Below are 12,593 nucleotides of genomic sequence, written 5' to 3'. Positions count from 1 at the left end.
GCTCAAGCACGTAGCAACACCGTAGCCGACTCGCGTGCAACTCCCTATAATGCCGCCCCTATGGCTAAACAGAAGAAACACCCAACAGGGACCATCGCGCAAAATAAAAAGGCGCGACACGATTACTTCATCGAACATCGGTTCGAGGCTGGTCTGGTCCTGGCCGGCTGGGAAGTAAAAAGTCTGCGGGCAAGCAAGCTGCAGCTGGTTGACAGTTACGTGCTGCTCAAGGATGGCGAAGCCTGGCTGCTCGGCAGCCACATTACGCCCCTGACGACCGCCAGTACCCACGTCATCGCTGACCCGGTGCGGACCCGTAAATTGCTGCTCAACCGGCGCGAACTGGAAAAGCTGGCCGCCGCCGTGCAGCAAAAGGGTTACGCCTGCGTGTGCCTGTCCTGGTACTGGAGCAAGCACATGGTCAAGTGCGAGATCGCGCTGGGCAAGGGCAAGAAGGAATACGACAAGCGCGATACCGAGCGCGAACGCGACGCCGGTCGCGAGTTGCAGCGTGCGGTGCGCAACAAGGGCAAGGAAGAGTAATTCTTTCGCCTTGAGGCCCCTTCGCGGGCAAGCCCGCTCCCACAGGGTTTCGGTGTAACTGTGGGAGCGGGCTTGGTCCGGGCGGCGATCCGACGAAAGCAATCCCACAAGCCTTACAAAACCGACTGACTACATCCCCTTGCGCCGCTCCGCCCGGGCCATTCGCTGCACTTCCTGACGCACTTCTTCCAGCACCTCCTGCACATACAGAATGTGCCGGCTGGAAACTTCCCGCGCCTGCTCCCCCCGCCCCTCGATAATCGCCTGATACAACTCCCGGTGCTGCGCGATCAACATGTCGCGGGTTTCAGTGCGCTGCTTGTACATACCACCAATGTTGGTCACCACGTTGCGCTTGAGCAGGTCAAACAGCCCGCGAATGGTGTGCAGCAACACGGCATTGTGGCTGGCCTCGGCGATCGCAAGGTGAAACTTTGCGTCCGCAGCCCCCTCTTCGGCACGACTCACCTCTTCGTGACGGGAATAGCAGTCCTGCAATTCGTTGAACGCAGCAGTCAGCCGCTCGCGATCCACATCAGTGGCACGCAGCGCCGCGTAGTAGGCGCAAGACGCTTCCAGCGTATGGCGAAACTCCAGCAGATCGCGCTGCGCCTCAGGATTGCTTTCCAGCAGATGCAACAAGGGATCACTGAAGGTGCTACCCAGTGATTCCACCACATAGTTTCCGCCGCCCTGGCGACTGACCAGCAGGCCCTTGGCGGTCAGCTTCTGAATGGCTTCGCGCAACGAAGGGCGTGACACGCCAAATTGTTCGGCCAACGCGCGCTCGGCCGGCAAGCGCTCACCCGCCTTCAGCGTGCCCTCGAGGATCATGCCCTCAAGCTGCTCGACAATATCGTCAGACAAACGGCGCTGACGAATCTGATCAAACCCCATAACTCGATTTCTCCACGATCCGACGGCTCGCCGGGGCTCTATTCTGGCCTATCGGCGCCGCGCCAGCACCTGCCATAGCGCATTTGGTCATACCAGACAGACGACCTGCGCACTTTCCATTCGACAAAAGTTTTAGGGCGGCAAATTGACACACCGCCTACAAGGCTTTTACCCTAGCCAACAGCGATTGTAAATTGGTCTTACCAATTATCCAAGAACGCTGATCAGTGCCTGACCAACAACAATTAGGGGCCACCCCATATGCAAACCTGGCAACAGCTCTATACCCCGCTCGGCAGCCTCGGCCTGTCCGCACTCGCAGCCGTTATCCCCATCGTGTTTTTCTTCCTGGCTTTGGCCGTGTTCCGCCTCAAAGGGCATGTGGCCGGCAGCATCACCCTCGCTTTGTCGATTCTGGTGGCGATCTTCGCGTTCCAGATGCCGGTCGATATGGCGTTCGCCGCCGCCGGGTATGGCTTCGCTTATGGCCTGTGGCCGATTGCCTGGATCATTGTGGCAGCGGTGTTCCTCTACAAACTGACGGTCAAGAGTGGCCAGTTTGAAGTCATYCGCAGTTCGGTCCTGTCGATCACCGATGACCAGCGCCTGCAGGTCCTGCTGATCGGCTTTTGCTTCGGTGCCTTCCTCGAAGGGGCGGCCGGTTTCGGCGCTCCGGTGGCGATTACCGCCGCGCTGCTGGTAGGACTGGGCTTCAACCCGTTGTACGCAGCCGGCTTGTGCCTGATCGCCAATACCGCGCCGGTAGCCTTCGGTGCCTTGGGTATTCCGATCATCGTTGCCGGGCAAGTGACCGGTATCGACGCTTTCAAGATCGGCGCCATGACCGGTCGCCAACTACCGCTGCTGTCGATGTTCGTGCCGTTCTGGCTGGTGTTCATGATGGATGGCCTGCGCGGCGTGCGGGAAACCTGGCCCGCCGCCCTGGTGGCCGGCTTGAGCTTTGCCGTGACCCAGTACTTCACCTCGAACTTCATCGGCCCGGAACTGCCGGACATCACCTCGGCCCTGGCCAGCCTGATTTCCCTGACCCTGTTCCTGAAAGTCTGGCAGCCAAAACGCGCCGCCGGCCAACACATCGTCGGCGCTGTCTCGGCCTCCGTGGTGAGCGCCAGCGTCGGTGGTTTCGGCCAGAAGCGCACCACCGTGGCTTCGCCCTACAGCCTTGGGGAAATCTTCAAGGCCTGGTCGCCGTTCCTGATCCTGACCGTACTGGTGACCATCTGGACCCTGAAGCCGTTCAAGGCGATGTTCGCCGCCGGTGGTTCGATGTACAGCTTCGTATTCAACTTCGCCATCCCGCACCTGGATCAAATGGTGATCAAGGTCGCACCCATCGTGGCCGCGCCAACCGCCCTTCCAGCCGTGTTCAAACTGGACCCGATTTCCGCCACCGGCACGGCGATTTTCTTCTCGGCCCTGATCTCGATGCTGGTGCTGAAGGTCAATTTCAAAACTGGTCTTACCACTTTAAGAGAGACCTTCTACGAACTGCGTTGGCCAATCCTGTCCATCGGCATGGTGCTGGCGTTTGCCTTCGTCACCAACTACTCGGGCATGTCCTCGACCATGGCCCTGGTACTAGCGGCGACGGGTGCGGCCTTCCCGTTCTTCTCGCCATTCCTTGGCTGGCTGGGCGTGTTCCTCACCGGTTCCGATACCTCGTCCAACGCCCTGTTCAGCTCGCTGCAAGCGACCACCGCACACCAGATCGGTGTCAACGACACCTTGCTGGTGGCGGCGAACACCAGCGGTGGCGTGACCGGCAAGATGATCTCGCCACAATCGATCGCCGTGGCCTGTGCCGCGACCGGCCTGGTGGGCAAGGAATCGGATCTGTTCCGCTTCACCCTCAAGCACAGCCTATTCTTTGCAACGATTGTCGGCTTGATCACTCTGGCTCAGGCTTACTGGTTCACCGGCATGCTGGTGCACTAAAAGCTACACGCAGTACAGTAAAAACCGATGCCGGGCCATGCCCCCGGCGTCCGCTATTCACACCCCKGTCTGTAAGGCTGCTGAAAGCTTCCCTCTCTATATTCAGCGGCCTCAACAGACGAATAACCGGGACCACCCGGAGACACGCCTGATGAGCGAGCTTTTTTACAACGCTGTGCCGAATGCGACCCGTGTCGCCCCGCCACTGCCCGAGCCTCGGCAATACCCCAGCGAGAAACCGTCACGGGTCTACCTGTTCGGAACCTGCGTGGTGGATTTGTTCTACCCCGAAGCCGGAATGGATGCGATCCACCTGCTCGAGCGCGAAGGCATTCGAGTCGAGTACCCGCAAGGGCAAAGTTGCTGCGGACAACCGGCCTACACCTCGGGTTACACCGAACAGGCACGGACCGTGGCGCGCTCGCAACTGGCGTTGTTTGCCGGGGATTATCCGGTGGTGGTGCCGTCGGGCTCTTGCGCCGGGATGTTGCGCGAACACTATGCCGACTTGTTCAAGGACGAGCCGGAAACGTTGAAGCAGGTTCAGGCGCTGGCTGCCAGAACCTATGAACTGGCCGAGTTCCTGTTGTTTGTCTGCAAGGTGCAGCTCAAGGACAGCGGCGAGCCGGTAAAAGTGGCGCTGCACACCTCGTGCTCGGCACGCCGTGAAATGAACACCCATCTGCACGGCCGCGAGTTGTTGGCGCAACTGAGCAATGTGGAACGGGTCAATCACGATCACGAAAGTGAATGCTGTGGCTTTGGCGGGACATTCAGCGTCCGTATGCCAGACATTTCCGGCGCGATGGTGGCTGACAAGACCCGGGCGTTGAAGGAATCCGGCGCGCACAAGATATTGAGTGCCGACTGCGGCTGCTTGATGAACATCAACGGCTCGCTGGAAAAACAGCAGGAAGCGTTGCGCGGACAGCATCTGGCCAGCTTCCTCTGGCAGCGTACCGGAGGTGCCCAATGAGCACTTCCACGATTATTCCTACGGTTGCCGTAGAAGAAGATTTCCGCACCCGCGCCCACAAGGCGTTGGGTGACGCGCAATTGCGAGGCAACTTTCGCAAGGCGATGGATTCACTGATGAGCAAACGGGCAGCGGCGTTCAGCGATGCCCATGAAAGAGAACACTTGCGCTCACTGGGCAATGCAATCCGTGCCCGTGCGCTCTCCAGGTTGCCCGACCTGCTCGAGCAACTGGAACAGAACCTGACCCGCAACGGTGTGACAGTGCACTGGGCGGAAACGGTGGACGAGGCCAATGGCATCGTCCTCTCGATCATCCGCACTCACGAGGGGCGGCAAGTGATCAAGGGCAAATCGATGGTCAGCGAAGAGATGGAGATGAACCATTTCCTCGCTGATCGGGGCATTGAATGCCTGGAATCGGACATGGGCGAGTACATCGTCCAGCTCGACCACGAGAAGCCTTCACACATAATCATGCCGGCGATCCACAAGAATGCCGGTCAGGTCGCGTCCTTGTTCCACGACAAACTTGGCGTGGAATACACCAAGGACGTTGACCAACTCATTCAGATCGGTCGCAAGGTCTTGCGGCAGAAATTCTTCGAAGCGGACATTGGCGTCTCCGGTGTCAACTTCGCCGTGGCCGAAACCGGCACCCTGCTGCTGGTGGAAAACGAAGGCAACGGCCGCATGACCACCACCGTGCCGCCCGTGCACATCGCCGTCACCGGTATCGAAAAAGTCGTGGAAAACCTGCGCGATGTGGTACCGCTGTTGTCGCTGCTGACTCGTTCGGCCCTGGGCATCCCGATCACCACTTACGTCAACATGATCTCCGGCCCGCGCAAGAAACATGAGCTAGACGGCCCGCAGGAAGTGCACCTGGTACTGCTCGACAACGGCCGCAGCCAGGCGTTTGCCGACAGCGAATTGCGCCAGACCCTGAACTGCATTCGCTGTGGCGCCTGTATGAATCATTGCCCGGTCTATACCCGAATCGGCGGCCATGCCTATGGGGAGGTTTACCCCGGCCCTATCGGAAAAATCATCACCCCGCACATGGTTGGCCTGGCGAAAGTCCCGGATCACCCGAGCGCCTCGTCGCTGTGTGGTGCCTGTGGTGAAGTTTGCCCGGTGAAAATCCCGATCCCTGCTCTGTTGCGGCGCCTGCGGGAAGAAAACGTCAAGGCTCCCGACAGCCCCCACCAAGTGATGCGTGGCCAAGGCAGCAAGTATTCGCGCAAGGAGCGGTTCATCTGGAACGCCTGGGCGAAGCTCAACAGTTCGCCGACGCTGTACCGTCTGTTCGGTTTCTTCGCCACCCGTTTGCGCGCCCTCACGCCGAGCAATGTCGGCCCGTGGACGCAAAACCACAGCGCCCCCAAACCCGCCGCCCGCTCACTGCATGACATGGCYCGCGAGCATTTGGCAAAACAGGGAGACCGCTGATGAGCGCCAAGCAAAATATCCTCGCCAAACTGCGTAAAAGCCTGACAGGTACCACGCCAGTGGCCGACAACTTTGATGTCGATTTGGTGACTCAGCCTTACACGTACGCACCTGAACAACGCATTGCGCAACTGTGCAAATTGATGGAAGCGGTGCACACGGAAATCCATCTGACGTCCGGCGAAGAGTGGCCGGCGCTGCTGGCGCAATTGCTGCGGGACCGCCAATTGCCGAGTCTGCTGATTGCACCGACAACGCCCCACGGTCAACGGATCACGCAGCACTGGGCGAACAGTCCCGATTTGCCGATGCTAAAAGCCTACGACCGCCCGGTTGAAGAATGGAAAGCCGAGCTGTTCAACGACACCCCGGCGAGTCTGACCACCACCCTCGGTGCCATCGCGGCGACCGGCAGCCTGATTCTCTGGCCGACCCGGGAAGAACCGCGTCTGATGAGCCTGGCGCCACCGGTGCATTTCGCCCTGCTCAAGGCCAGCGAAATCCGCGACAACTTCTATCAGGTGCAACAGGAATTCGAATGGGCCCAGGGCATGCCGACCAACGCGTTGCTGGTGTCCGGCCCGTCGAAGACTGCCGACATCGAGCAAGTGCTGGCGTACGGCGCCCACGGACCGAAAGACCTGGTGGTACTGATCCTGGAGGACCAATGAGTCTACCGGCGGCTTTCCTGCGTGATGCACAACAACTGATTCCCCAAGAGCGACGTTTCGACGACCCGCTGTCGACCCTGGCCTTCGGCACCGACGCCAGCTTCTATCGTTTGATTCCGCAATTGGTGATCCGCGTCGAGTCCGAAGACGAAGTGGTGGCACTGTTGCAACTGGCGCAACGCGATCAAGTCCCGGTGACTTTCCGCGCCGCCGGCACCAGCCTCTCTGGTCAGGCCATCAGCGATTCGGTTTTGATCGTGCTTGGGGATAACTGGAACGCGCGCGAGATTCGCGGGCAAGGCACACAGATTCGCTTGCAACCGGGCGTGATCGGCGCCCAGGCAAACGCCTGGCTGGCGCCTTTCGGACGCAAGATCGGCCCGGACCCGGCCTCGATCAACGCCTGCAAGATCGGCGGTATCGTCGCCAACAATGCCAGCGGCATGTGCTGCGGCACGGCGCAAAATACCTATCACACCCTGGCTGGCATTCGCCTGGTGCTGGCCGACGGCAGCCGTCTCGACACCGAGGATGCAGCAAGCGTCACGGCGTTTCGCCAAAGCCACGCCGCCCTGCTGGAGCGCTTGGCGACCCTGGGTCGCGAGACTCGCGCCAACTCCGAGCTGGCTGCGAGAATCCGCCACAAATACCGTCTGAAAAATACCACCGGCCTGTCGCTCAATGCCCTGGTGGATTTCGACGAGCCTGTGGATATCTTGAGCCACTTGCTGGTGGGCTCCGAGGGCACGCTCGGGTTCATCAGTGCCGTGACCTACGACACGGTGATCGACCACCCGAACAAGGCCTCGGCCCTGATTGTGTTCCCCGATGTCGAGACCTGCTGCAACGCGGTCACCGTGCTGAAGAGCCAACCGGTGTCGGCCGTGGAACTGCTGGACCGGCGCAGCCTGCGTTCAGTGCAGGACAAACCCGGCATGCCGCCTTTCGTACAGCATCTGTCGAACAATGCCTGCGCCTTGCTGATCGAGTCACGCGCCGCATCGTCCACCTTGCTGCACGAACAACTGGTGCAGATCATGGCGTCGCTGAAAACGTTCCCCGTGGAAAAACAAGTCGATTTCACTGAGGATCCACAGGAAAACGCCCGTCTCTGGGCCATCCGCAAAGACACCTTCCCTGCCGTCGGCGCGGTACGCAAGACCGGCACCACGGTGATCATCGAAGACGTCACCTTCCCGGTCGAACAACTGGCCATCGGCGTTAACCGCCTGATCGAACTGTTCGACAAACATCACTACGACGAAGCGATCCTTTTCGGACACGCCCTGGAAGGCAATCTGCACTTTGTCTTCACCCAGGGCTTCAACAACCCGGAAGAAGTCGCACGCTATCAGGCGTTCATGGACGACGTGGCGCAACTGGTGGCGGTGGAATTTGGTGGCTCGCTGAAAGCCGAACACGGCACCGGGCGCAACATGGCGCCGTTCGTCGAACTGGAATGGGGCAGCGATGCCTACCAGTTGATGTGGCAACTCAAGCGTCTGCTCGACCCCAACGGCATACTCAACCCGGACGTGGTGCTCAGCGAAGATCCACAGATCCACCTCAAGCACCTCAAGCCATTGCCGGCCGCCGACGAGATTGTAGACAAGTGCATCGAATGCGGCTTCTGCGAACCGGTCTGCCCGTCAAAAGGTCTGACCCTGAGCCCACGCCAACGCATCGTGATCTGGCGCGACATTCAGGCGCGAAAACGCGCCGGCATCGACACCACCGAACTCGAAGCCGCGTACGAATACCAGGGCATCGATACCTGTGCCGCCACCGGCCTGTGCGCGCAACGTTGCCCGGTCGGCATCAATACCGGCGAACTGGTGAAAAAGCTGCGCAGCCGGAAGGCGACGCATACGAAAACCGCCAACTGGCTTGAAGGAAATTTCGCCACGGCACTGCAAGGTGCGCGCTTCACCCTGCACGTGGCCAATGGTGCGCGGATGTTGCTGGGGACGCCAAGACTGACAAAACTTTCCGCTGCCGTCAGCAAGCTGTCCAAGGGGCAGGTCCCGTTGTGGACCAACGCCATGCCCCAGCCTGAACGGCCAATTCGCTTCAGCCCGGCGATCACCGATGAACGCCCGCGTGTGGTGTATCTCGCCGCCTGCGTATCAAGGGCCATGGGGCCGGCGGCGGGCGACACGGAACAAATGTCGCTGCACGACAAGACCCGAAGCCTGCTGGAAAAGGCCGGTTATCAGGTAGTTTTCCCGGCCAACCTCGACAACCTGTGCTGCGGTCAGCCGTTCGCGTCCAAAGGCTACGCCAAACAAGCCGAACACAAACGCCAGGAGCTGATTGGCGCGTTGCTGCACGCCAGCCGCGGCGGGCTCGACCCGATCTACTGCGACACCAGCCCCTGCACCTTGCGCCTGGTTCAGGATATGAGCGAAAACCGTCTGGACCTGTATGACCCGGTGCGCTTCATTCGCACGCACTTGATGGATCGCCTCGACTTCACACCGCAGGAAGCGCCGATTGCGGTGCACGTCACTTGCAGCACTCAGCACCTTGGCGAAAGTCAGGCGCTGATCGATCTGGCGCGCAAATGCAGCAAAAACGTGGTCATTCCCGAAGGCATTCACTGCTGCGGCTTCGCCGGCGACAAGGGTTTCACCACGCCGGAGTTGAACGCCCATTCGCTGCGCACGCTCAAGGACGCGGTGCAACAGTGCAGCGAGGGGATATCTACCAGCCGCACCTGTGAGATCGGTCTGACGCAACATGGCGGCATTGACTACCACGGACTAGTCTATCTCGTGGACCGCGTTACCCAGGCTAGGGTGCCCTGATAGCAGGATCTACAGGAAGGTGCATAGAGGTGCATTCCTTAACGCTATTTGCCGGAATCGACAGCTCTACAGTAGACAAACAGAACCCTGACGTGCCGCCGCAGTTCACTGATCAAGTCCCGCTAATGCGGGACCTTCCCTACACTCGGTAGTCCGATTTGATGGCCAGCAAAGCCTGGCCCTTCAGTCCAAGGAGATACACATGAATCGTTCTGTGCTGTTAGGTTTTTTCGTTGTTGCTTCCATGATGGCTTCCACTTCGTTTGCGGCCGAAAAAGACCAATGCGCGGTCAACCTGCAAACCATCGAAAACGGCAAGGCACAGATTCCCGGGGAAATGCTTGACCAGGTGGATGCCTCCATCAAGAAAGCCAAAGCCGACCAGGCAAAAGGCACCAAGGCAGGTATTGATGATTGCATCGCCGAGACCAACCAAACCATCATGGACGTCACGAACGCGCACAAAGGCGCGAAGTAACTCAGTTCAAGGCCAACCTTCGGGTTGGCCTTGTCGGCGTACATCAACAACGGAGTACTGCCAGCCGGGAGTTCAAAGCCCGGCTGCGTCCGACACGAAGCAAACCAAAACCCGCCAGTTGCGGGTTTTGTTGCATTTGGGGCCTGGAAATGTGTAACCGTCCGCATCGCTGGAAAAAGCTCGACACGTTTTCTGAAAAAACCGAATTCTTGCGTTGAATCGTAGTCTTTGAAGTAAGCCCCATCCGATCGTGGCTGATTTTTCCGGCTCGGCCTGGCCGTCCACTCATACGGCAGCACCGAGACCATCAGTTCAAGGAGATATCCATGAAACGCAGCACACTCGCTGGTCTGTTCATTTCTGCTGCAATGCTCGCCTCTCCTGTATTTGCTGCGGACAACAACCTTTGTACGAGCAAGTTGCAAGAGCTCAAAGGCAAAGTGAATGCGCTGCCGGCGACCTCCGGAAACACCTCAATGGAGATCAAAAGACTGATGTCCAGCGCCGAGGCCTCACAAGCCTCCGGAGACGACAAAAAATGCGTCACCGAGGCCACCCAGGCATTGGCACTCGCTGACAAACAGAGCAACGAGCCAAACCCATGATCTGTGGTGGTCAACCTTCGGGTTGGCCTTCCGGGGCGTGATGACGTACACTGTACATGCCTGCTGCTCACTTGATTCACAGAGCATCAGGCTCGGGGCCGTTTAGGATTCGACGCCGGTTGCGAAACTTTAGGTGCATGCCGAGTTGGTAACAGAACTCGTAAATCCACTGTTGCAACTACTTATAGTTGCCAATGACGAAAACTACGGCCAGGAATTCGCTCTCGCTGCGTAAGCAGCCTTAGCCCTGAGCTTCTGGTACCTTCGGGTCCAGCAATCACCAGGGGATGTCTGTAAACCCAAAGTGATTGTCATATAGAACAGAATCGCCGTGCAGTACGTTGTGGACGAAGCGGCTAAAACTTACACAACTCGCCCAAAGCACCCTGCCCGTCGGGTCGCTGAGGGTTAACTTAATAGACACGGCTACGCATGTAGTACCGACAGCGGAGTACTGGCGGACGGGGGTTCAAATCCCCCCGGCTCCACCACTTCATCATCTAAAGACGTCCACGGACGTCTTTTTTTGTGCCTGAAATTCAGCAAAATCAAGGGTTTAAGCGCTATTGGGCTCCGTAGAGGTTTTCTGAGTTCCAGCCGTTTGGGTATTCCAAATGGTATTCCAAGCCATCCGGTGCTATTTTTTGGAATACCAAAACGGTGTCAGAGGAAGCTCTCATGCCTGCTCCAGCCCTTCGCCTCTCCGACCGCCAGCTCAAGGCAGTCAAGGCAAAAGACAAGGATTACGTCCTTAGCGATGGTGACGGCCTTCAGCTCCGAGTCAGGAGCAATGGCTCGATGCTGTGGAACTTCAACTACCGCGAGCCGGTAACCAAAAACCGTATCAATATGGGGCTGGGCACGTACCCAGAGCTCTCATTAGCGAACGCCAGGAAAAAAGTGGTTGAAGCGCGCGAGCTGCTGGCACAAGGCATTGACCCCAAGGTGCRACGCAATGCACAGGACGAAGCCAAACGAGCGGAGACGGAACACACGTTCGAGAACGTGGCCACCGCTTGGTTCGAGCTGAAGAAGGACTCCGTCACGCCGGCGTACGCAGAGGACATTTGGCGATCGCTCACGCTGCACGTATTCCCAGACATGAAAACAACGCCGCTCTCGAAAATTACCGCACCGTTGATCATCGAACTGCTTCGCCCAATCGAAGCCAAAGGCAGTCTCGAGACAGTGAAGCGGTTGAGCCAACGGCTCAACGAGATCATGACTTACGGGGTGAACTCCGGGCTGATTTTCGCTAACCCTCTCAGCGGCATTCGAGCGGTATTCAAGAAGCCCAAGAAAGAGAACATGGCCGCGCTACGACCCGATGAGCTTTCCGAGCTCATGGTGGAAATCGCGAACGCCAGCATCAAGCGGATCACCCGCTGCCTGATCGAATGGCAACTGCACACCATGACCCGTCCTGCTGAAGCGGCTACCACCCGATGGGCAGACATCGACTTCGACAAACGCATCTGGACCATCCCGCCGGAGCGCATGAAAAAGCGTCGTCCGCACACCATCCCGCTGACCGAACAGGCACTCGCGTTACTGGAGACGCTCAAGCCCCACAGCGGCCACAGGGAGTACGTGTTCCCGGCAGATAGAAACCCGCGCACCCACGCCAATAGCCAGACCGCCAACATGGCGTTGAAACGCATGGGGTTCCAGGACCGCTTGGTCAGCCACGGCATGCGCTCCATGGCCAGCACCATCCTGAACGAGCATGGCTGGGATCCGGAGCTGATCGAAGTCGCGCTGGCGCATGTCGACAAGGACGAAGTCCGAAGCGCTTACAACCGAGCGGACTAYATCGAACGCCGGCGTCCGATGATGGCTTGGTGGAGTGAGCACATTCAGAAAGCGGCCACTGGCAACCTGTCGGCATCTGCGATCAATCAAACCAGGGACCACAATGTCGTGCCGATACGGTGAGCGCTCACCGGACGCCGCCGGTAACCGAGAATGACTCCCTAGATGGAGTGATGGTTGATTTGGCGACAGCGGCGACACCGGTGACAACCCGCGTAATACCTGGCCTGCAGCATGGCGACAGCGGTGGCGACTGTCGCCGTTGCAAGCCTCGCTCGTGGGGCTTTTTCGGCCAAGCCCACGCGAGCGGCAAGGCTCCGCATTCCCACTCGCATGGGCTCACATTAAAAACCGACGAACGACCACCTGGCCATGGAAAACCACCGGCCTCCAAGGT

At 59.0% G+C, this 12,593-nt stretch carries 10 protein-coding genes and 1 other RNA gene; 10 read left to right on the top strand and 1 reads right to left on the bottom strand.

What is annotated here, in order from left to right; translation table 11 throughout:
* Positions 1-60: 60 nt before the first annotated feature.
* Positions 61-543, top strand: a complete 483-nt coding sequence (gene smpB, locus ACXRVY_RS07585) for an SsrA-binding protein SmpB (RefSeq protein WP_007993569.1) — start codon at positions 61-63, stop codon at positions 541-543.
* A 129-nt stretch (positions 544-672) separates the two neighbouring features.
* On the opposite strand, the gene ACXRVY_RS07580 is transcribed toward smpB, so the two are convergent.
* A complete protein-coding gene (locus ACXRVY_RS07580; protein ID WP_218429207.1) occupies positions 673-1,440 on the bottom strand; it encodes an FCD domain-containing protein in 768 nt (255 codons plus the stop codon).
* A gap of 261 nt (positions 1,441-1,701) precedes the next feature.
* Here ACXRVY_RS07580 and ACXRVY_RS07575 point away from each other — a divergent pair, with 261 nt between their 5' ends.
* The 9 genes from ACXRVY_RS07575 to ACXRVY_RS07535 all read left to right on the top strand — a co-directional run bounded on the left by ACXRVY_RS07575 (position 1,702) and on the right by ACXRVY_RS07535 (position 12,319).
* Positions 1,702-3,396: a lactate permease LctP family transporter gene (locus ACXRVY_RS07575; protein WP_223458569.1), complete on the top strand. Its 1,695-nt coding sequence runs from the start codon at positions 1,702-1,704 to the stop codon at positions 3,394-3,396.
* Between the two features lie 151 nt (positions 3,397-3,547).
* Positions 3,548-4,372: a (Fe-S)-binding protein gene (locus ACXRVY_RS07570; protein WP_223458566.1), complete on the top strand. Its 825-nt coding sequence runs from the start codon at positions 3,548-3,550 to the stop codon at positions 4,370-4,372.
* Positions 4,369-5,823: a LutB/LldF family L-lactate oxidation iron-sulfur protein gene (locus ACXRVY_RS07565; protein WP_223458564.1), complete on the top strand. Its 1,455-nt coding sequence runs from the start codon at positions 4,369-4,371 to the stop codon at positions 5,821-5,823. The genes ACXRVY_RS07570 and ACXRVY_RS07565 overlap by 4 nt, the downstream gene beginning before the upstream one ends.
* Entirely contained in the window at positions 5,823-6,494 is a 672-nt protein-coding gene (locus ACXRVY_RS07560) for a LutC/YkgG family protein (protein ID WP_457265825.1), read from the top strand. Before ACXRVY_RS07565 ends, ACXRVY_RS07560 begins: the two co-directional genes overlap by 1 nt.
* Positions 6,491-9,301: an FAD-binding and (Fe-S)-binding domain-containing protein gene (locus tag ACXRVY_RS07555; RefSeq protein WP_223458560.1), complete on the top strand. Its 2,811-nt coding sequence runs from the start codon at positions 6,491-6,493 to the stop codon at positions 9,299-9,301. The genes ACXRVY_RS07560 and ACXRVY_RS07555 overlap by 4 nt, the downstream gene beginning before the upstream one ends.
* 202 nt (positions 9,302-9,503) lie before the next feature.
* Positions 9,504-9,779 carry a hypothetical protein gene (locus ACXRVY_RS07550; protein ID WP_223458557.1) on the top strand — a complete coding sequence of 92 codons (276 nt, stop codon included), beginning with the start codon at positions 9,504-9,506 and terminating at the stop codon, positions 9,777-9,779.
* Positions 9,780-10,105: 326 nt separating this feature from the next.
* Complete coding sequence (locus tag ACXRVY_RS07545) at positions 10,106-10,384, top strand: hypothetical protein (protein WP_223458555.1); 279 nt, start codon at positions 10,106-10,108, stop codon at positions 10,382-10,384.
* A 94-nt stretch (positions 10,385-10,478) separates the two neighbouring features.
* Positions 10,479-10,875: a transfer-messenger RNA gene (ssrA, locus tag ACXRVY_RS07540) on the top strand.
* A 187-nt stretch (positions 10,876-11,062) separates the two neighbouring features.
* The gene (locus tag ACXRVY_RS07535; protein WP_458237196.1) at positions 11,063-12,319 is read left to right on the top strand and encodes an integrase domain-containing protein; all 1,257 of its coding nucleotides are present in this window, start codon (positions 11,063-11,065) and stop codon (positions 12,317-12,319) included.
* Positions 12,320-12,593 lie beyond the last annotated feature (274 nt).

It is taken from the genome of Pseudomonas sp. P5_A2_2, from assembly GCF_054177685.1.
This window is presented reverse-complemented; position numbering and strand designations above follow the sequence as displayed.

What these genes read in the sequence shown, in the direction of transcription:
- smpB (WP_007993569.1), top strand. Translation starts at nt 61, where the DNA reads ATGGCTAAACAGAAGAAACACCCAACAGGGACCATCGCGCAAAATAAA.
- ACXRVY_RS07580 (WP_218429207.1), bottom strand. Translation starts at nt 1,440, where the DNA reads ATGGGGTTTGATCAGATTCGTCAGCGCCGTTTGTCTGACGATATTGTC.
- ACXRVY_RS07570 (WP_223458566.1), top strand. Translation starts at nt 3,548, where the DNA reads ATGAGCGAGCTTTTTTACAACGCTGTGCCGAATGCGACCCGTGTCGCC.
- ACXRVY_RS07560 (WP_457265825.1), top strand. Translation starts at nt 5,823, where the DNA reads ATGAGCGCCAAGCAAAATATCCTCGCCAAACTGCGTAAAAGCCTGACA.
- ACXRVY_RS07555 (WP_223458560.1), top strand. Translation starts at nt 6,491, where the DNA reads ATGAGTCTACCGGCGGCTTTCCTGCGTGATGCACAACAACTGATTCCC.
- ACXRVY_RS07550 (WP_223458557.1), top strand. Translation starts at nt 9,504, where the DNA reads ATGAATCGTTCTGTGCTGTTAGGTTTTTTCGTTGTTGCTTCCATGATG.
- ACXRVY_RS07545 (WP_223458555.1), top strand. Translation starts at nt 10,106, where the DNA reads ATGAAACGCAGCACACTCGCTGGTCTGTTCATTTCTGCTGCAATGCTC.